A 21,150-nucleotide genomic window follows, 5' to 3' on the forward strand; every position below is an offset into this window, starting at 1 on the left:
CACGACCACACCCGCCGCAGCCGAGTCACCCTCGGCCAACCGCTCAAGCCCGGAAAGCAACGCCTCACGGTCGCCACCGAGCACCACACCCCGGTACTCGAACCGCGACCGCGCAACCACCAAGGAGTGGCCTACGTCGGGCAGGTCCACCTCAGTGTCGGAGAGCAGCCGTTCGCGCAGTCGCGCGGCCTGCCCGCGCAACGCCTCAGGGGTCCGCGCAGACAGGACGAGCGGCACCACACCCGCCGCGACCGACGAGGGCGCTGCGGGCTCGGCCGCCGCGGGATCCATGGGCTGCCGCTCATCCTCCGGCGCCTGCTCCACGATCACGTGCGCGTTCGTCCCGCTCACGCCGAACGACGACACACCGGCCCTGCGCGGAGTGTCCCCGCGCTCCCCGCGCTCCGGCCAGGACCGCGCCTCCGTCAGCAACTCGACGGCGCCCGCCGACCAGTCCACCTCAGGCGTAGGGGCGTCGACATGCAGGGTCTGCGGCAGCACACCCTCCCGCATCGCCATGACCATCTTGATCACACCGGCCACACCGGCCGCGGCCTGCGTGTGACCGATGTTCGACTTCAACGACCCCAGCCACAGGGGCTCCTGGCCGTCGGAACGCTCGCGCCCGTAGGTGGCGATGAGGGCCTGCGCCTCGATGGGGTCACCCAGGGTGGTGCCCGTGCCGTGGGCCTCCACCGCGTCCACGTCACCGGCCGCGAGTCCCGCGCTGGCCAACGCGGCCCGGATCACGCGCTGTTGCGAGGGCCCGTTGGGCGCCGTGAGACCGTTGCTCGCGCCGTCCTGGTTGACGGCGGAGCCACGGACGACCGCGAGAACCTTGTGGCCATTGCGGCGCGCGTCCGACAGCCGCTCCAGAAGCAGCAGACCGACGCCCTCGCCCCAGCCGGTGCCGTCGGCACCCGCGGCGAAGGACTTGCAGCGGCCGTCGGCGGACAGGCCGCGCTGGCGGCTGAACTCGATGAACGTGCCCGGCGTCGACATCACGGCGACGCCGCCCGCGAGGGCCATGTCGCACTCGCCCTGGCGCAGCGCCTGCGCGGCCAGGTGGAGGGAGACGAGCGAGGACGAGCAGGCCGTGTCGACGGTGACCGCCGGGCCTTCGAGGCCGAAGGAGTACGAGATGCGGCCCGACGCGACGCTCGCGGCACTGCCGTTGCCGACGTAGCCCTCAAGATCCTCGAGCCCACCGGGGGCGCTGAGGAGGTGCGTGGCGTAGTCGTTGTACATGACGCCGACGAAGACCCCGGTGGAGCTTCCTCGTACGGTCGTCGGGTCGATGCCCGCCCGCTCGAAGGCCTCCCAGGTGGTTTCGAGGAGCAGTCGCTGCTGCGGGTCGATGGAGAGGCCTTCGCGCGGGGAGATGCCGAAGAAGGCTGGGTCGAAAGCGGCGGCGTCGTAGAGGAAGCCGCCCTCGCTCGCGTAGAAGGTGCCGGGGCGCTCCGGGTCGGGGTCGTAGAGGGACTCGACGTCCCAGCCGCGGTCGGTGGGGAGCGCGCCGATGGCGTCGACGCCATCGGCTGCGAGGCGCCACAGGTCTTCGGGGGTTCCCACGCCGCCCGGGTATCGGCAGCTCATCGAGACGATCACGACCGGATCGTCGTCCGTGCCGGTGGCGCCCGTGGCGGTGGTGCGTGCGGGCCGTGTCAGGGAGCGTGCCGTCGGGTCGGCGCCGAGGAGCTCTTCGAGGATGTGCCGGGCAAGTACGGACGCGGCCGGGTAGTCGAAGGCGAGGGTGGCGGGGAGGCGAAGGCCGGTCGCGGCGGAGAGGCGGTTGCGGAGTTCCACGGCGGTGAGGGAGTCGAAGCCGACCTCGCGGAAAGCCCGGTCGGGCGCGATCGCGTCGGGGCTCGGGTAGCCGAGCACGGCGGCGGCGTGGCCGCGTACCAGCGTCAGTACTTCCTGTTCGCGCTCCGCCTCGGGGAGCGCGGCGAGGCGTTGGGCGAGAGCGGAGCCGTCCTGCTTGCTCGCGCCGGCGGCGGTGCGCCGGACCGGCACGCGCACCAGGGAGCGCAGCAGCGGCGGGATGCCCGCCGACGCCGCCTGGGCGCGCAGGCCCGCGAGATCGAGGCGTACCGGCACGAGCAGCGCGGCGTCCGTGGCGCAGGCGGCGTCGAACAGGGCAAGGCCCTCGTCCGTGGAGAGCGGAGCGGCTCCGGCGCGCGCCCTGCGGTCGAGTTCGCCGTTGCCGAGGTGGGCGGTCATCTCGCTGGCCTGGGCCCACAGACCCCAGGCGAGGGACGTCGCGGGGAGGCCCGCTGCCCGGCGGCGACCCGCGAGGGCGTCCAGGAAGGAGTTGGCCGCCGCGTAGTTGGCCTGACCGGGTGTGCCGAAGACTCCGGCGGCGGAGGAGAACAGGACGAACGCGGAGAGATCGAGGGCAGCGGTCAGCTCGTGGAGGTTGAGGGCCGCGTCCGCCTTCGGACGCAGGACTGCGTCGAGCCGTTCAGGGGTGAGCGAGGTGACCACGCCGTCGTCCAGGACGCCCGCCACGTGCACGACTGCCGTCAGGTCGGTACCGACCTCGGCGAGGAGCGCACCCAGCGCCTCCCGGTCGGCGGCATCGCACGCCACGATGCGCACCTGCGCACCCAGCTCTTCAAGCTGTTCGCGGAGTTCAGGGGCACCAGGTGCGGCCTCGCCGCGTCGCGATACGAGCAGCAGGTCCCGTACGCCGTGATGCTCGGCCAACTGCCGGGCCACCAGGCCACCGAGGGTGCCGGTGCCGCCGGTGACGAGGACGGTGCCGTCGCCCCAGTCGGCGGTGTCCGGCGCGTCGGCGTCATCGGCGGGGACCCGGGTCAGGCGGGGGGCCCACACCGCGCCGTCGCGGGTCACGGTCTCGGGTTCGTCGGTACGCAGCGCGGCGGCGACCAGCGGCTCGGAGCCCGCCTCCGCGTGCTGCTCGTCCGCCGCCCCGTCCTCGATGTGTACGAGGGCGAAGCGCCCCGGGTGCTCCGACTGCGCCGATCGCACCAGGCCGCGCACGGCGGCCGCCGCCAGGTCGTCGGCGGCACCCCGTGTCACGAGAGCGAGCCGCGACGAGGCGGACTCTTCGTCTTCGAGCCATCCGCGCACGGCGTCGAGGGCGCGGGTCAACAGGTCCCGTACACGGTCGAGTTCGTCGCCGGGGACAGCGGTCAACGGCAGGATCACCGTCTCGGACGACTCGGGTGAATCGGCTCCGCCGTCGTGGGGGGCTTCGATCCTCGTCCACTCCACCTGGAACAGCCCGTCGCGCCGCGTCGAGCCGGTGAGGCTCTCCTCGGCGAGGGCGCGCAGGGCGAGGGATTCGACCGTTACGACGGGCTGCCCGGCAGCGTCGGCAGCGATCAGGGAGATCGTGTCGGTCCCCGCGGCGCTGACCCTGACCCGGAGCGTGGTGGCGCCCGTGGCGTGCAGGGAGACCCCGGACCATACGAACGGCAGGTGGGCGCGGTCCGTACGGTCGATGAAGTCCCCCAGGCCGATGGTGTGCAGCGCGGCGTCGAACAGCGCCGGGTGGAGGCCGAAGGTCTCGGTGTCGGCGTGGGCCTCCTGCGGCAGCGTGATCTCCGCGAAGACGTCACCGTCCTGCCGCCAGGCGGCGCGCAGCCCCTGGAACACCGGTCCGTAGCCGTGACCGTTGGCGGTGAGCCGCTCGTACAGGTCGTCGATGTCGATCCGCTGGGCGCCGGCGGGCGGCCAGGCGGACAGCTCGAAGTCGGCGGGCATGCCGGTGGACGCGGGGGCGTTCGGCAGCAGGCTGCCGGTGAAGTGCCGGGTCCACGCCGCCTCGTCGGAACCGTCGTACGGCCGCGCGAAGAGACCGAGTTCGCGCCTGCCTGAGCCGTCGGGGCTGCTCACCGATATCTGCAGCTGCACGGCACCCTGCTCGGGGATGACGAGCGGCGCCTCGAGCGTCAGCTCCTCGAGGAAGCCGCAGCCGACCTCGTCACCCGCACGCAGGGCGAGTTCGGCGTACGCGGTGCCGGGCAGCAGGATCACTCCGTCCACGGCGTGGTCGGCCAGCCAGGGGTGCGTCTGCACGGAGAGGCGGCCGGTGAAGAGGTACCCGTCGGCGTCCGCGAGCGCCACGGCAGCACCGAGCAGCGGGTGACCGGCCGCCCGCAGCCCGGCGAACACCACGTCCCCGGCTCCGGCCGGGACGGCCTTCGGCCAGTAACGCTCCCGTTGGAAGGGGTAGGTGGGGAGGTCGACCGTGGTCCGGTCGGTGCCGGGGAAGAGTGCCTGCCAGTCGAGTTCGGCGCCGTGGACGTGCGCCTCGGCGAGCGACTGCGCCAGACGGTGAGCACCACCCTCGTCGCGACGCAGCGAGCCCAGGGCCACAGCCGGAGTCTCCGTGGCGTCGATAACCGCCTGGACGGGAACGGTGAGCACCGGGTGGGGGCTCATCTCCAGAAACAGTCCATGGCCGTCAGCGAGGAGGCCTCGAGTGGCCTGCTCAAACAGCACCGTCTGACGGAGATTGCGATACCAATACCCCGCGTCCATCGGCGTGCTGACCGCATCCAGCCAGTCACCGGTCAGCGTCGAGAAGACCGGGACCTGCGGAGACTGAGGACTGACGGGCGCCAAAACGTCAGCCAAGTGCGCCTCGATCGCCTCCACATGCGCGGAATGTGAGGCGTAATCCACCGGGATCGTACGAGCACGGATATCCCGGGCCACACACTGGGCCACCAGATCTTCCAGCGCCTCGGGCTCACCCGACACCACCACCTGGGACGGCCCATTGACCGCCGCCACAGAAATCCGCTCACCCCACCCGGACAGCAGCTCCCTGACCTCACCCTCGGGCAACGGCACAGACACCATGCCACCCTTGCCCGACAGCTCCAGAATCGCCTGACTGCGCAACGCAACCACCCGCGCCGCATCCTCCAGAGAGAGCGCACCCGCCACACACGCGGCGGCAATCTCACCCTGACTGTGACCGACCACAGCAGCAGGCTCCGTGCCCGCCGCACGCCACACGGCAGCCAACGACACCATCACCGCGAACAACACCGGCTGCACCACATCGACCCGATCGAAGCGGTCGCCGCCCAACTCCTCCAACAGATCCCAGTCCACAAACTCCGACAGCGCCGCACCGCACTCCCGCATCCGCTCCGCAAACACCGGCGAAGACTCCAGCAGCTCAACAGCCATACCGGCCCACTGCGACCCCTGCCCCGGAAACACGAACACCGGACGACCCGCACCCGTGACCACTTGCCCCTCGACCACACCGGCAGCCGCCGAGACCCCCTCGGCCAACCGCTCAAGCCCGCCTAGAAGCTCCTCGCGATCCCCGCCGAGGACCACACCCCGGTACTCGAACCGCGACCGCGCAACAGCCAGCGACCACCCCACCGAGCCGACCCTCAACTCAGCATCTGCCAGTAGCAGTTCACGCACCCGCGCAGCCTGCTCCCGCAACGCCTCGGGGCTCCGCCCCGACAACACCAACGGCACCACACCAGGAACCACCGAAGCAGACTCACCAGCCCCCTCGGCCTGCTCCACCTCCGAAGCCTGCTCCACGATCACATGCGCATTGGTGCCACTCACACCGAACGACGACACACCAGCCCGACGCGGGGCGCCGCCCTCCCGCTCCGGCCAGGAACGCGCCTCCGTCAGCAACTCGACGGCGCCCGCCGACCAGTCCACCTCAGGCGTAGGGGCGTCGACATGCAGGGTCTGCGGCAGCACACCCTCCCGCATCGCCATGACCATCTTGATCACACCGGCCACACCGGCCGCGGCCTGCGTATGACCGATGTTCGACTTCAACGACCCCAGCCACAGGGGCTCCTGGCCGTCGGAACGCTCGCGCCCGTAGGTGGCGATGAGGGCCTGCGCCTCGATGGGGTCACCCAGGGTGGTGCCCGTGCCGTGGGCCTCCACCGCGTCCACGTCCGCCGCTGTCACGCGGGCGTTGGCGAGGGCCTGCATGATGACGCGCTGCTGTGAGGGCCCGTTCGGCGCCGTGAGCCCGTTGCTGGCGCCGTCCTGGTTGACGGCCGAGCCCCGTACGACCGCGAGGACGGGGCGTCCGGCTCGGCGGGCGTCGGAGAGGCGCTCCACGAGGAGCATGCCGACGCCCTCGCCCCAGCCGGTGCCGTCGGCCCCCGCGGCGAAGGCCTTGCAGCGGCCGTCGGCGGCCAGGCCCTGCTGGCGGCTGAACTCGACGAAGACGCCGGGGGTGGAGATGACGGTGACGCCGGCGACGAGCGCCATCCCGCACTCGCCCTGGCGCAGCGCCTGCACGGCGAGGTGGAGGGCGACGAGCGAGGAGGAGCAGGCCGTGTCGACGGTGAGGGCGGGGCCCTCGAGGCCGAACGAGTAGGAGATGCGGCCGGATTCGACGGCGGCCGCATTGCCGGTGCTCACATATCCCGCGACGTCCTCTTCGGCTTCGAAGAGGAGCGGGGCGTAGTCCTGACCATTGGTGCCGACGAACACACCGGTCTTACTGCCGCGTACCGACGCCGGGTCGATTCCGGCTCGTTCGAAGGATTCCCAAGCGGTTTCCAGGAGCAGTCGCTGCTGGGGATCCATGGCGAGGGCTTCGCGCGGGGAAATCCCGAAGAACGTCGCGTCGAAATCGGCGACGCGGTCGAGGAATCCGCCGTTGGCCGTGGAACTCGTGCCGTCTTTTCCTGCGGCATCGGGGTCGTAGAGCGACTCCAGGTCCCAGTTGCGGTCGGTGGGGAGTTCCGAGATCGCGTCGCGGCCGCCTGCCAGCAGCTGCCACAGTTCCTCGGGGCTGGTCACGCCTCCGGGGAACCGGCAACTCATCGCTGTGATCGCGATGGGTTCCTGAGCCGCCGCCTCGATGTCCTTGAGGCGTTGCTGCGTCTGGTGCAGGTCCGCCGAAACCCACTTGAGGTAGTCGCGCAGCGTCTCTTCATTCGCCATCAAAAAGTCACCTGTTCAGGACGTGTGCCGAACCTGCTGGCATACAACCGACCTGCCCGTAGTCGTCTTTCTCGATTACGAACAGGTCGTCATCAAGACGCTATGGGAGCCCTATATGGGCAACAACCCCTATCCGTCCCCTACCCGCCCCTACGGGATTGCCTCGGAATGAGGCGGGGGCGGGTGCTCGATAAAGGGGGTGGATAGGGGCTGTTGGTGAGCCTAATTCATGGCGCCGGTCTTATACCTCACTCGCGGAATTTCATGCCACCTTCTTTCGCGAAACTCCTTCTGCTCGGGCACGCGGTTCCCTCACGAGGCTTCGTCATGACCGGCCGAGTTGGTTCTTGATGAAGTCGAGCATCTCGTCGTCGCTGGCTGCGGCGAGCCGGTCCGTGACGTCGCCGCCGTCGCCGCTCTCGCCGACCGGGTCGGCTCCGCCGTTCTTCCAGCGGTCGAGCGCGGCCTGCAGCCGCACCGCCACCTTCGTCCGGGTGATCTCGTCGGCCGACTCGACCAGCGACAGGCTGCCTTCGAGCCGGTCGAGGTCGTTGAGGACCAGCGCGGTCGGCTCGCTTCCGTCCCGGACGAGTTCGGTGCGGAGGTGGTCGGCGAGGGCCGTCGGCGTCGGGTGGTCGAAGACGACGGTGGACGGCTGGACGAGGCCGGTGAGGGCGTTGACGCGGTTGCGCAGTTCGACGGCCGTGAGGGAGTCGAAGCCGAGCTCGCGGAACGGTCTGACCGGCTCGACGGCGGCCGCACCGCCGTACCCGAGTACTTCCGCGACCTGTTCGCACACCAGGGTGAGCAGCAACCGGTCCTGCTCGGCGCGCGGCAGCGCCGCGAGCCGCTCCGCCAGGTCGGGACCGGAGTCGCCCGCCTCGGCCGCGCCACCAGCGCCCCGAGTCTGAGCTGCCGCCAACAGCCGCTCCACTTCGGGCAGTTCGGTGTAGAGCTTGCTCGGGCGGACGGCGGTGAACCCGGGGTGGTACTGGTCCCAGTCGATGTCGCTGACTATGGCGGCCGTCAGGCCGTGGGTGAGGACCTGGTGCAGGGCGGCGACGGCGCGTCCAGGAGCCATCGGCGGCAGCGCGCCCCCGCGCAGCCGCTCGGCGGCCACGCCTTCGGCGGCCATGCCGCTGCCCGACCACGGGCCCCAGGCGACGGCGGTCGCCGCCAGACCACGGGCTCGCCTCGCCACGGCGAGCGCGTCCAGGGAAGCGTTGGCCGCCGCGTAGCTGCCCTGCCCCGCGCCGCCGGCGACACCGGCGACGGAGGAGAAGAGGACGAACGCCGACAGGCCCAGGCCGTCCGTCAGCTCGTCCAGGAGCCGGGCGGAGTGCACCTTGGCGCGGAACACGGTCTCGAACCGCTCGGCCGACATCCCGTCGAGCACTCCGTCGTCGAGGACTCCCGCGGTGTGGAACACCCCGGTCAGCGGCATGTCCCCGGGAATCTCCCCCAGGACCCGGACGAGGGCGTCCCGGTCGGCCGCGTCACACGCCGACACCGTCACCTTCGCCCCCAACCCCTCCAGTTCGGAGCGGAGTTCAGTGGCGCCGGACGCGTCAAGGCCTCGGCGGCTGGTCAGGACGAGGTGCTCGGCGCCCTCTCGCGCCAGCCACCGCGCCACGTGACCGCCAAGGGCACCCGTGCCGCCCGTGATGAGGACGGTGCCCTGCGGGGACCACTCCGCGGCCGGGGCCTCGCCCAGCGGGGCCCGTACGACACGGCGTCCGAACACCCCGGACCCGCGCACCGCCACCTGGTCCTCGCCGTCGGCTCCGGCGAGCACCCCGGCGAGCCGCGACAGCGCGCGGGCATCCGGCGTCTCGGGCAGGTCGACCAGACCACCCCACCGCTCCGGATACTCCAACGCCGCGACCCGGCCAAGACCCCACACAGCCGCCTGCCCCGGATCAGGCGCCCCGTCGGACTGCCCGACCGACACCGCACCCCGCGTGGCACACCACAACGGAGCATCGATCCTCGCATCGCCCAGCGCCTGTACCAGCGTCAGGACGAGCGCGAGTTCGCCTCCCGTGTCCAGCGACAGCACACCGTCGACGGCGAGCCCGGACGCTGCCGCCCGCAGTTGTGCGGCCAGCCTGTCCCGGTCCACGCCGACCGCTCCGTCCACCTCGACGGTCACCAGGCGCACGCCCTGCCCGGCGAGTGCGGCGAGTCCCGTCGGCCACGGGTCGTCCGCACCACCGGCGGGCACGACAGCGAGCCAGGTGCCCGCCCACTCCCCCGGCTGTGCGTCGGTGAGCGGCTTCCAGGACTCGCGATAGCTCCACCGGTCGATGGTGGCCGCCTCGCGCTGCTGCCGCCGCCATGCGGTGAGGGCGGGCAGGACCGAGCTGAGGGGTGCGTCGTCGGCCACTTCCAGGGCGCCGGCGAGGCCCGCGAGGTCCGCGCTCTCGACGGCTTCCCAGAACCGCGACTCCACCTCGTCGGTCGCGCCCGCGCGCTCGTGGCCCGCGCTGTCCGTCGTCGGCTCCAGCCAGTAGTGGCTGCGCTGGAAGGCGTAGGTGGGCAGGTCCACGCGGCGCCGGTCCTCGACCGGTGCGTAGAGCGGTGTCCAGTCGACCTCGGCCCCGCGGACCTGGATCCTGGCCAGGGCGGTCAGGAACGTCTCCGCTTCGGCGCGGTCGCGGCGCAGGGCGCCGACGAGGCCCGCCTGCCGGTCCGGCTCGGTGACGGTGTCGTGGGCCATCGCGGTGAGGACCGTGTCCGGGCCGAGCTCGAGAAGCGTCGACACGCCGTACTCCATGAGGGAGTTGAGGCCGTCGTGGAAGCGCACCGCCTCTCGGACGTGGCGGACCCAGTACTCCGGGTCCCGCACTGCACCGATCTCCGCGAGGCGCCCGGTCAGGTTCGACACGATCGGTACCGTCGGCGTCTCGTACGTGATGCCCCGGGCGACCTTGCGGAAGTCGTCGAGGACCGCGTCCATCAGTGGAGAGTGGAAGGCGTGCGAGACCTTCAGCCAGCGCACCTTCCGCTCCTGGGCCTTGAGCGTCTCGGCGATCCCCTCAAGGGTCGACCTCTCTCCGGAGAGCACTACCTGGGAGGGCCCGTTCACGGCGGCCAGGTCCACGCGGTCCGCCACGCCCTCGAGGAGCGCCAGCACGTCGGCCTCCGTGGCCTGTACGGCCAGCATGGCCCCGCCTTCGGGCAGCGCCTGCATCAAACGTCCTCGTGCGGCGACCAGTTGGGCCGCGTCTTCGAGGGACCAGAGCCCGGCAACGTACGCCGCAGCCAGCTCGCCCACCGAATGCCCGCCGACGACCTCCGGCCGCACCCCGAAGGACTCGGCCAACCGATAGAGAGCGACCTCGACCGCGAACAACGCAGGCTGCGCATAACCCGTCTGCCCAAGCAGCTCCGCATCATCACCGAACATCACATCCTTCAGCGGCCGGTCGAGCACCGCGTCCAGGTGTGCACACACCTCGTCGAGCGCGTCCGCGAAGACCGGGAAGGACTCGTACAGCTCACGTCCCATTCCGACCCGTTGACTGCCCTGTCCCGTGAAGACCACCCCGAGCCGCCCCTCGACCACGGATCCCGTGATCTCGTGCCGGAAGGGGGTGCTGCCCGCGCCGAGGAACACGGTGCGGTGTTCGAGGAGAGAGCGTCCCGACAGCAGTGACCAGCCCACGTCCACCGGATTCAGCTCCGGTCCGGTGAAGGCGTGTTCGCGGAGCCGGTCCACCTGTGCGTGCAGCGCATCGGCGCTGCGCGCCGACACCACCCATGGCAGCAACGCGGGCTTGACGGCGGCCTCTCCGCCCTCCCGACGCTCTGCCTTCCGGCCGCGCCTGGGGGCCTGCTCGACGATGACGTGCGCGTTGGTGCCGCTGACACCGAACGAGGAGACTCCCGCACGGCGCGGCGCGCCGTCCCGGGCGGGCCAGTCGCGGTTCTCCGTGAGGAGTTCCACGGTGCCGGCCGACCAGTCCACGTGGGAGCTCGGCCGGTCGATGTGGAGGGTGCGCGGCAGCATGCCCTCGCGCATCGCGAGGACCATCTTGATGACACCGGCCACGCCCGCGGCTGCCTGCGTGTGACCGATGTTGGACTTCACCGAGCCGAGGAGCAGCGGCCGGTCCTCGGGCCGCTCCTGGCCGTACGTGGCGATGAGCGCCTGTGCCTCGATCGGGTCGCCCAGGGTGGTGCCGGTGCCGTGGCCCTCCACGACGTCGACCTGCTCGGGTGCGATGCGGGCGTTGGCGAGCGCGGCCTGGATGACGCGCTGCTGGGAGGGGCCGTTGGGGGCGGTGAGGCCGTTGCTCGCGCCGTCCTGGTTGACCGCCGAGCCGCGCATGACGGCGAGCACTTCGTGGCCGTTGCGGCGCGCGTCGGAGAGGCGCTCGAGGAGGAGCAGTCCGACGCCCTCGCCCCAGCCGGTGCCGTCGGCGGCCTCCGCGTACGGCTTGCAGCGACCGTCCGACGCGAGGCCGCCCTGCCTGCTGAACTCGTCGAAGGCGCCCGCCGTCGCCATCACCGTGACACCACCGGCGAGCGCGAGGCTGCACTCGCCCTGACGCAGCGCCTGCGCCGCGAGGTGCAGGGCGACCAGGGACGACGAGCAGGCCGTGTCCACCGTGACCGCCGAGCCTTCGAGGCCGAACGAGTAGGCGAGGCGGCCGGAGATGACGCTGCCCGACGTGCCGGTGAGGAGGTGTCCTTCGACGCCTTCGGGAACGCTGTCGAGCCCGGTCGCGTACCCCTGGTGTCCTGAGCCGATGAAGACGCCGGTCGCGGTGGAGCGCAGCGACCTGGGCGCGATGCCGACGCGTTCGAAGAGCTCCCAGGCGGACTCCAGGAGGATCCGCTGCTGGGGGTCCATGGCGAGGGCCTCGCGCGGCGATATGCCGAAGAGCCCCGCGTCGAACCGCGACGCGTCGTAGACGAAGCCGCCCTCGGGCTTGTACTGGGCCGCCGTGCCGGACTCCCAGCCGCGGTCGGCGGGGAACACCGAGATGGTGTCGGTGCCGTCGACGAGCAACTGCCAGAGCTTTTCCGGGGTGTCGGCACCTCCGGGGAAGCGGCAGCTCATCGACACGATGGCGATCGGATCGTCGTCCACCACGGTGGACCTATTCGGTACGGGGACCGGTGCGGCGCCCGTACCCGTCCCGGCGAGGGCCGTCACGAGGTGGCGGGCCAGGGCGTCGGGCGAGGGATGGTCGAAGACCACGGTCGACGGAAGCGGCAGCTCCGTGGCGGCGGTGAGCCTGTTGCGGACCTCCACGGCCGTGAGTGAGTCGAAGCCCAGTTCGCGGAAGGCGCGGGTGGGTTCGACGGCCTCCGCGTCGGCGTAACCGAGCACGGCGGCGGCCTGGGCGCGCACCAGGTCGAGGGCGACGCGCTCCTGTTCGGCCGCCGGGAGTCCGGCGAGACGGCGTGCCCACTCGGATGCAGGTGCCGCCGTCCCAGCGGCCGCGGCGGCCGTGGGGCGCTCGCGGCGCAGTTCGGGCAGGGCGCCGATGAGGGCGCTCGGCCGGGCGACGGTGAACGCGGGAGCGAACCGCTCCCAGTCCATGTCGGCGACGGTCAGGGACGTCTCGTCGTACGCGAGGGCCTGTGCGAGCGCTCCGACGGCGTGGTCGGGTGCGAGCAGTCGCACGCCACGGCGGCGCAGGTGCTCCTCGGCCTCGGCGGTCGCCGCCATGCCGCTGCCGCCCCAGCCGCCCCAAGCGACGGACGTGGCGGTGCGGCCCAGGGCCCTGCGCCGCTCGGCGAGCGCGTCGAGGAACGCGTTGGCGGCGGCGTAGCCCGACTGCCCGCCGCTGCCCCAGACGGCGGCGATGGACGAGAACAGCACGAACGCGTCGAGCGGCGCGTCACCGAGCAGCTCGTCCAGGTGCGCCGCGCCCCCGGCCTTCGCCTCCAGTGCCTCCGCGAGCTCCTGCGCCGAAGTGTCGGCGAGCGCCAGAGCGGGACTCACACCCGCCGCGTGGAACACGGAGCGCAGGGTGTGTCCGTCACGGGTGAGTTGCTCCAGGAGCGCGGACACGGCACTCCGATCGGCCACGTCGCACGCGGCGACGGTGACATCGGCCCCCGACTCCTCCAGTTCCGCCTTGAGTTCGGCGGCTCCCGGCGCGTCCAGGCCACGACGGCTCGTGAGTACGAGATGCTCGGCGCCCGCGCGCACCAGCCAGCGCGCGACATGCGCACCGATCGCGCCCGTGCCGCCCGTGATCAGGGCGGTTCCGCGCGCGGTCCAGGCGGCGGTCTCCCCCGCACCGGCGTCGAGCGGAGCGTGGGCGATTCGGCGTGCGAAGACTCCGGAGCCGCGTACGGCCAGTTGGTCCTCGTCCCCGCACCCGGCGAGTATCCCGGCCAGGCGGGCGCCCGCGCGGGCGTCCATCGTCTCCGGCAGGTCGATGAGACCACCCCACAGCTCGGGGTGTTCGAGCGCCACGACCCGGCCGAGACCCCACACCTGGGCCTGGCCGGGGTGGGCGAGCCGGTCGCTGCGGCCCGTCGACACGGCACCGCTCGACACCGCCCATACCCGCGCGTCGACGTTCGTGTCGGCCACCGCCCGTACCAGCGCCACCGTGCCCGCGAGTCCGGTCGGCAGTACGGCGTGCGAGGGGTGGGGGTCCTCTGCCAGAGCCAGCAGGGAGACCACGCCCGACAGGCCGCCGGCACCCGCTTCGGCCGTCTGCCGCAGCCTCTCGGCGAGCCCTTCACGCGTCAGCTCGTCGGTGCGTACGCGCAGGTGGTGCACCTCGGCCCCGGCCCGGGACAGCGCTTCGACGACACCCGTCGTCCACGGGTCCTCGGCGGTGATCTCCTCGGGCCCGACGACGAGCCACCGCCCCGAAAGCACGGGCGACGACAGGGCGCCGACGGACAACGGCTTCCAGGTCACCCGGTAGCGCAGGGAGTCGACGGCCGAGCGCTCGCGGCGCCTGCGGCGCCACGACGACAGCACCGGCAGAACCGCGCCCAATTCGGAGGCGGCGGCTTCGGCGTCCAGTTCGGCGGCGAGCTCCTCCAGGTTCTCGTGCTCGACGGCCTCCCAGAACCGTGCCTCGGTCTCGTCGTCGGCGGTGGCGGCCGCGCCGGTGCTCCGGGCGCTCTCGTTCACCAGCCAGTAGTGCTCGCGCTGGAAGGCGTAGGTGGGCAGATCGACGAGGGTGCGGACGCCGGGGAAGATTGCCTGCCAGTCCAGTTCGACGCCGTGGACGTGCGCATCGGCGAGCGCGGCGACGAGCCCGGCCGGGCCGTCCCCGCGCAAGGTCATCTCGACGAGCGGGCCGTCGCTCTCGGCGGGGCGCGGCACGACAGGCACCTCCGGGGCGTCCTCGCCCCGCAGCGCCACGGCACGGGCGGCGTCCTCCAAGGAGAGCGTCCCCGCGACGACGGCCGCGGCGATCTCACCCCGGCCGTGGCCCACCGCACCGGCTGGCTCGACTCCGGCCGCGCGCCACACGGCGGCCAGGGACACCGGCACCGCGAACCGCACGGCGGCGTCCCGCACCACGTCTCGTACGAGGTCGTCGCGGTCGGTGTTCTCTGCGCGCAGTTCCTCGATCAGGTTCCCGCCGACGAAGGCGGCCAGCGCGTCGGCGCACTCCCGCATCCGTTCGGCGAACACGGGGCTCGCGTCGAGGAGTTCGGTGATCGGCCCGGCCGGGTGGTCCCCGTTCTCCGGGAAGACGAACACGGGTCGGCTCGCGCCGTCTCTTGCGCGGCCCGTGACCGCGCCGGCGGCGGTGTCGCCCCGGGCGAGCCGTTCGAGGGCGGCGAGGAGCTCCGCACGGTCGCGGCCCACGACGGCGCCCCGGTGCTCGAAGCGCGAACGGGCGGTGGCGAGGGTGTATCCCGCCTCGGCCGTACTCAACTCGTCGTTCGTAACGAGGTGTTCGCGCAGCCGCGCGGCCTGCCCCCGCAGGGCCTCAGGGGTGCGCCCGGAAAGCACCAGCGGCACCACGCCCGCCACCAGCGGCGGCCCGGCGGGCTCCGTGTCCGTGGCCGGTGCGTCGGCGGGGGCCTGCTCGACGATCACGTGCGCGTTGGTGCCGCTCACGCCGAACGCCGACACGCCCGCGCGGCGTGGCGTGTCCCCGCCCCGGCCCGACCACTGCCTGGCCTCGGTGAGCAGCTCGACGGCGCCTGCCGTCCAGTCCACCTGGGGCGTGGGAGCGTCCACGTGCAGGGTCTGCGGGAGCACCCCCTCGCGCATCGCCATGACCATCTTGATGACTCCGGCGACACCGGCGGCGGCCTGCGTGTGGCCGAGGTTCGACTTCACCGAGCCCAGCCACAGGGGCTGCTGGGCCGGGCGGTCCTTGCCGTACGTGGCGAGCAGCGCCTGCGCCTCGATCGGGTCGCCGAGAGTGGTGCCCGTACCGTGTGCCTCCACCGCGTCCACGTCACCGGCCGCAAGCCCCGCACTGGCCAGGGCGGCACGGATCACGCGCCGCTGCGAGGGACCGTTGGGCGCGGTGAGGCCGTTGCTCGCACCGTCCTGGTTGACCGCGGAACCCCGTACGACCGCGAGGACCTGGTGGCCGTTGCGGCGCGCGTCGGAGAGGCGCTCCACCAGGAGCATGCCGACGCCCTCGCCCCAGCCGGTGCCGTCCGCACCCGCGGCGAAGGCCTTGCAGCGGCCGTCGGTGGCGAGGCCGCGCTGGCGGCTGAACTCGATGAACGTGCCCGGCGACGACATCACCGACACGCCGCCCGCGAGCGCCATGGTGCACTCGCCCTGGCGCAGCGCCTGCGCCGCCAGGTGCAGGGCGACCAGCGAGGACGAGCAGGCCGTGTCGACGGTGAGGGCAGGGCCTTCGAGGCCGAACGAGTAGGAGATGCGGCCGGAGGCGACGCTGGCCGCGTTGCCGATGCCGAGGTAGCCCTCGACCTCGTCGGGGACCGCGCCAAGGTCGGCGGTGTAGTCCTGGCCGTTGGTCCCGGCGAAGACGCCGATCTGACTGCCACCGAGCCCCAGCGGGTCGATGCCGGCCCGCTCGAAGGCCTCCCAGGAGGCCTCGAGGAGGAGCCGCTGCTGGGGGTCCATGGCGAGGGCTTCGCGCGGGTTGATGCCGAAGAACTTCGGGTCGAACTCGCCCGCGTCGTACAGGAATCCGCCTTCGCGGACGTACGACGTGCCCGCCTGGTCCGCGTCGGTGTCGTAGAGCGCCCCGACGTCCCAGCCGCGGTCGGCGGGGAACGCGCCGATGGCGTCGACGCCGTCAGCGACGAGCCGCCACAGGTCCTCTGGGCTGCTCACGCCGCCGGGGAAGCGGCAGCTCATGCCGATGATGGCAAGGGGCTCGTCGTCCGGGGCCACCCGGGTGACCGGGGCCGGGAGCGCCGTGTCGGGCTCGTCTGCGAACAGCTCGGCGTGGAGGTGCGCGGCAAGCGTGGTCGCGGTCGGGTGGTCGAAGATGAGCGTGGTGGGCAGCTGGAGGCCGGTTGCGGCGCCGATGAGGTTGCGCAGCTCGACGGCGGTGAGGGAGTCGAAACCCAACTCGCGGAAGGCGCGCGTCACTTGGATGTCGTCGACGCTCGGGTAGCCGAGGACTCCCGCGGCCTGTTCGCGGACGAGGTCGAGGAGTGCCGCCTCACGGTCGGCCCGCGCGAGCCCGGCGAGGCGCTGCGCGAAGGCGCCGCCGGGGGCGGTGGGCGCCGTGTCCGGGGTGCGGTCGAGGGCTTTGGCCTCGGGGATGTCGGTGAACAGGCGGCTCGCGCGGACCGTCGTGAAGCCGGGTGCGTACTGCTCCCAGTCGATGTCGTTGACGACGGTGACGGTCTGGCCGTGCGTGAGGGCCTGCTGCAGGGCGGCTATCGCCAGGTCCGGTTCCATGGGCGGCATGACGCCGTGCCTCAGCCGTTCCGCTGCGGCCCCTTCCGCGGCCATGCCGGTGCCGCCCCACGGGCCCCACGCGACGGACGTCGCGGTGCGGCCCATGGCGCGCCGGGTCGCGGCGAGCCCGTCGAGGTAGGCGTTGGCGGCGGCGTAGCCGCCCTGTCCCGCGCCGCCCGCGACACCTGCGTACGAGGAGAAGAGCACGAACGCCGACAGGCGGTGGTCGGCGGTGAGTTCGTCGAGGTGACGGGCGGACTGCACCTTGGCGCGGAACACCGCGGCGAGGCGGTCCGGGGTCATGCCGTCGATGACGCCGTCGTCGAGGACTCCGGCCGTGTGGAACACACCGGTCAGCGGCGCGTCGTCGGGGATGTCCGAGAGAACCCGGGCGAGTGCCTCGCGGTCGGCGGCGTCGCAGGCCACCACGGTCACGGTTGCCCCCGACTCCTCGAGCTCGGCGTGGAGTTCGGTGGCGCCGGGGGCGTCGGGGCCACGGCGGCCGGCGAGGACGATGTGCCGGGCGCCCTCGCGGGCGAGCCAGCGCGCGACGTGCCCGCCGAGGGCGCCGGTGCCGCCGGTGATGAGGACGGTGCCGTGCGGCGACCACTCCTCGGCCGGGACCTGGCCGAGCGGGGCCCTCACGAGGCGACGCCCGAAGACGCCCGAGCGGCGCACCGCGACCTGGTCCTCGCCCTCGCGGGCGGCCAGGACCCGGACGAGGTCCGTGACCGTCTGGTCGTCGGCCGCGTCGGGCAGGTCGACGAGACCGCCCCACGTCTGCGGGTGTTCGAGGGCCGCGACACGCCCCAGGCCCCACACCGCCGACTGGGCAGGGTCCTCGGGGCCTTCGGCGGGACTCGTGACCACGGCGCCGCGGGTCGCCGCCCACACCGTGGCGGTGGCGCCCGCGTCGCCGAGTGCCTGGAGCAGCGTCATCGTGCGGGCCGCCGGGGTGAACGCCGCGTCGTCGGAGAGGCCCGCGCCGTTCGGCAGCGCCAGGAAGGAGAGGACGCCGTCGAGTCCGGCGGCGTTCGGGCGCAGCAGCTCGGCGAGGGCGGCGCGGTCGCTCGCGACCGCGTCCGGCACGCGCACCACGGTGAGGTGCGCCCCGTGTGCGGCGAGACCCTGTTCGGCTGCCCTGGTCCAGGGGTGGCTGTCGCGTCCGGCGGGGACGAGGAGCGCCCAGGTGCCGGGGAGCGTGAGGGCGGCGTCCGCCGGGCGCGGCAGCGGGTTCCAGGTGACACGGTAGCGCCAGTTGTCGAGGGTGGACGTGCGGCGTTCCTTGTGGCGCCAGGCCGTCAGGGCGGGCAGCACATCGCTGAACGGCGCGTCGTCGCGCACGTCGAGCGCGCTGGAGAGGCCCGCGAGGTCGGCGTGCTCCACGGCCTCCCAGAACCGTGACTCGGCGCCGTCGGCGGAGGCCACAGCCGTGGCGGTGCCGGCCATGTGAGGGGTGGACGTCTCGAGCCAGTGGCTCTGCCGCTGGAAGGCGTACGTGGGCAGGTCGATGCGGCGGCGGGCGGCGACGGGGGCGTGCAGCGGCGTCCAGTCGACGGTGGTGCCGCGGACGTGGACGCGGGCCAGCGCGGTGAGGAACGTGTCGGGCTCGGGCCGGTCGCGGCGCAGCGCCGGGACGAGTCCGGCCTGGGCCGCGGTGTCGGTGAGGGTGTCGTGGGCCATCGCCGTGAGGACGGCGTCGGGGCCGAGCTCCAGGAGTGTGCTCGCCCCGAAGCCGGTGAGGGCGCCGAGGCCGTCGTGGAAACGGACCGCTTCGCGTACGTGCCGCACCCAGTACTCGGGGTCCTGGAGTTCGGCGGCGGTGGCGAGGCGTCCCGTCACGTTGGAGACGAGGGGCAGGGCGGGCGTGCCGTACTCCAGGCCGCGGGCGATCTGCCGGAACTCGTCGAGCATGGGCGCCATGAGCGGCGAGTGGAAGGCGTGCGAGACCTTCAGCCAGCGGGTCTTGCGGCTTTCGGCGCGCAGCTGGGAGCCGAGGTCCTCCAGGACGCCCCGGTCGCCGGAGAGCACCACTTGGGAGGGGCCGTTGACAGCGGCGAGGCCCACCCACTCGGAGACGTCGTCCAGGAGCGGCAGCACGTCGGCCTCGGCCGCCTGGACGGCGAGCATCGCTCCGCCGCGGGGCAGCGCCTGCATCAGCCGGCCGCGGGCGGCGACGAGCCTGGCCGCGTCCTCGAGGGACCAGAGCCCGGCGACGTGGGCCGCGGCGAGCTCGCCGACGGAGTGGCCGCCGAGGATCTCCGGCCGTACGCCGAAGGACTCCGCGAGCCGGAACAGGGCCACTTCGACGGCGAAGAGCGCGGGCTGCGCGTAGCCGGTCTGTGCCAGTGACTCGGCCTCGGCCTCGGCCGACGCGGGATCACCGGTGCCGAACACGACCTCCTTCAGCGGCCGGTCGAGGAGCGGGTCGAGGTGCGCGCAGACCGCGTCGAAGGCCTGTGCGAACACGGGGAACGCCGCATACAGCTCCGCTCCCATGCCGAGGCGCTGGCTGCCCTGGCCGGTGAAGACGACACCAAGGCGGCCCTCGACGACCTCGCCCGTCACGACACCCGGCGCGACACCGGGTGCCTCGGAGGCCAGGGTCCGAAGGCCCGTGAGGAGCTGTTCACGGTCCGGGCCGAGCAGCACCGCGCGGTGTTCGAGCGCGGCGCGGCCTGAGGCGAGGGACCAGGCGATGTCGGCTCGTCCGGCGTGATCCGCGGCAAGGCCGGGGTCGGCGAGGACGCGTTCGTGCAGCCGCCCCGCCTGGGCACGCAGCGCCTGCGCGGTCCGGCCGGAGACGAGCCATGGGGTGACGCCCTCCACGGCATCGGTCGACGGCTCGGCGACGGATTCGGCGAGCTCTGCAGGCCCGGAGGACTCCGCGGGCCCGGCCTCCGTCTCTTCGGTGGCCGGCTGCTCGGCCGGTGCCTGTTCCACGATGACGTGGGCGTTGGTGCCGCTCACACCGAAGGACGAGACGCCCGCGCGGCGCGGCCGGTCCGTCTCCGGCCACTCCCGCGCCTCGGTCAGCAGCTCGACCGCCCCGGCGTTCCAGTCGACATGGGAGGTCGGCCGGTCCACGTGCAGGGTCTGCGGGAGCACGCCCTCCCGCATCGCCATGACCATTTTGATGACACCGGCGACACCGGCGGCGGCCTGCGTGTGCCCGATGTTCGACTTGATCGTGCCGAGCCACAGCGGCCGGTCCGCGGAACGCCCCTGCCCGTACGTCGCGAGGAGCGCCTGCGCCTCGATGGGGTCGCCCAGGGTCGTGCCGGTGCCGTGCGCCTCGACCACGTCGACGTCACCCGTGGAGAGGCCCGCCCCGGAGAGGGCGGCGCGGATCACGCGGCGCTGCGAGGGGCCGTTGGGAGCGGTGAGGCCGTTGCTCGCACCGTCCTGGTTGACGGCGGAGCCCCGTAGGACAGCGAGGACCGGGTGGCCGTTGCGGCGCGCGTCGGAGAGCCGCTCAAGGAGGAGCAGTCCGACGCCCTCGCCCCAGCCGGTGCCGTCGGCGGCCTCCGCGAACGCCTTGCAGCGGCCGTCCTGTGCCATGCCGCGCTGCCTGCTGAACTCCACGAACGCGGTCGGCGTCGACATCAGCGAGACGCCACCGGCCAGGGCGAGTCCGCACTCGCCCTGCCGCAGCGCCTGCGCCGCGAGGTGCAGCGCCACGAGCGACGAAGAGCAGGCCGTGTCGATGGTGACGGCCGGGCCCTCCAGACCGAGGGTGTAGGAGAGTCGGCCGGAGACCACGGCCGCCGTGTTGCCGGTGCCCGAGTAACCCTCGGTGCTGTCGGCTGCTTCCGCGACGACGGCCGTGTAGTCCTGCCCGTTGGTGCCGGTGAACACGCCGGTACGAGTGCCGCGCAGGCTCATCGGGTCGATGCCGCCCCGCTCGATCGCCTCCCACGCCGTTTCCAGGAGGAGCCGCTGCTGTGGGTCCATGGCGCGCGCCTCGCGCGGCGATATCCCGAAGAAGCCCGCGTCGAACTCGTCGGCCGCGTAGTAGAAGCCGCCCTCGCGGGCATACGTGGTCCCCTGGTGGTCGGGGTCCGGGTGGTAGAGCCCGTCCACGTCCCAGCCGCGGTTGGCGGGAAACGCGGAGACCGCGTCGACGCCGTCCGCGACGAGCCGCCACAGCTCCTCGGGCGTGGCGACGCCGCCGGGGAACCGGCAGCTCATCCCCACGATCGCGAGGGGCTCGGACTCGCGGGACTCCAGCTCCTGCATTCTCCGACGAGTCGTGTGCAGGTCCGCCGTCACCTGCTTGAGAAGGCGACGGATTTTGTCGTCGTTCACCATCTGACCTAGCTCCTAGAACAAGTCGAAAAGTGCGGGCACATCAAGAGATCGCCGCATGCCGAACGCCACATACCGAG

General features: G+C 72.7%; 2 protein-coding genes. Both read right to left on the bottom strand.

Going from position 1 to position 21,150, the window contains the following annotated elements:
• On the bottom strand, positions 1-6,927 hold a 6,927-nt coding region (locus ACZ5CR_RS42785; protein WP_468868386.1), incomplete at its 3' end, for a type I polyketide synthase.
• A 325-nt stretch (positions 6,928-7,252) separates the two neighbouring features.
• Entirely contained in the window at positions 7,253-21,070 is a 13,818-nt protein-coding gene (locus tag ACZ5CR_RS42790) for a type I polyketide synthase (RefSeq protein WP_468868394.1), read from the bottom strand.
• Positions 21,071-21,150 lie beyond the last annotated feature (80 nt).

This window comes from Streptomyces sp. NPDC031274 (genome assembly GCF_055570235.1).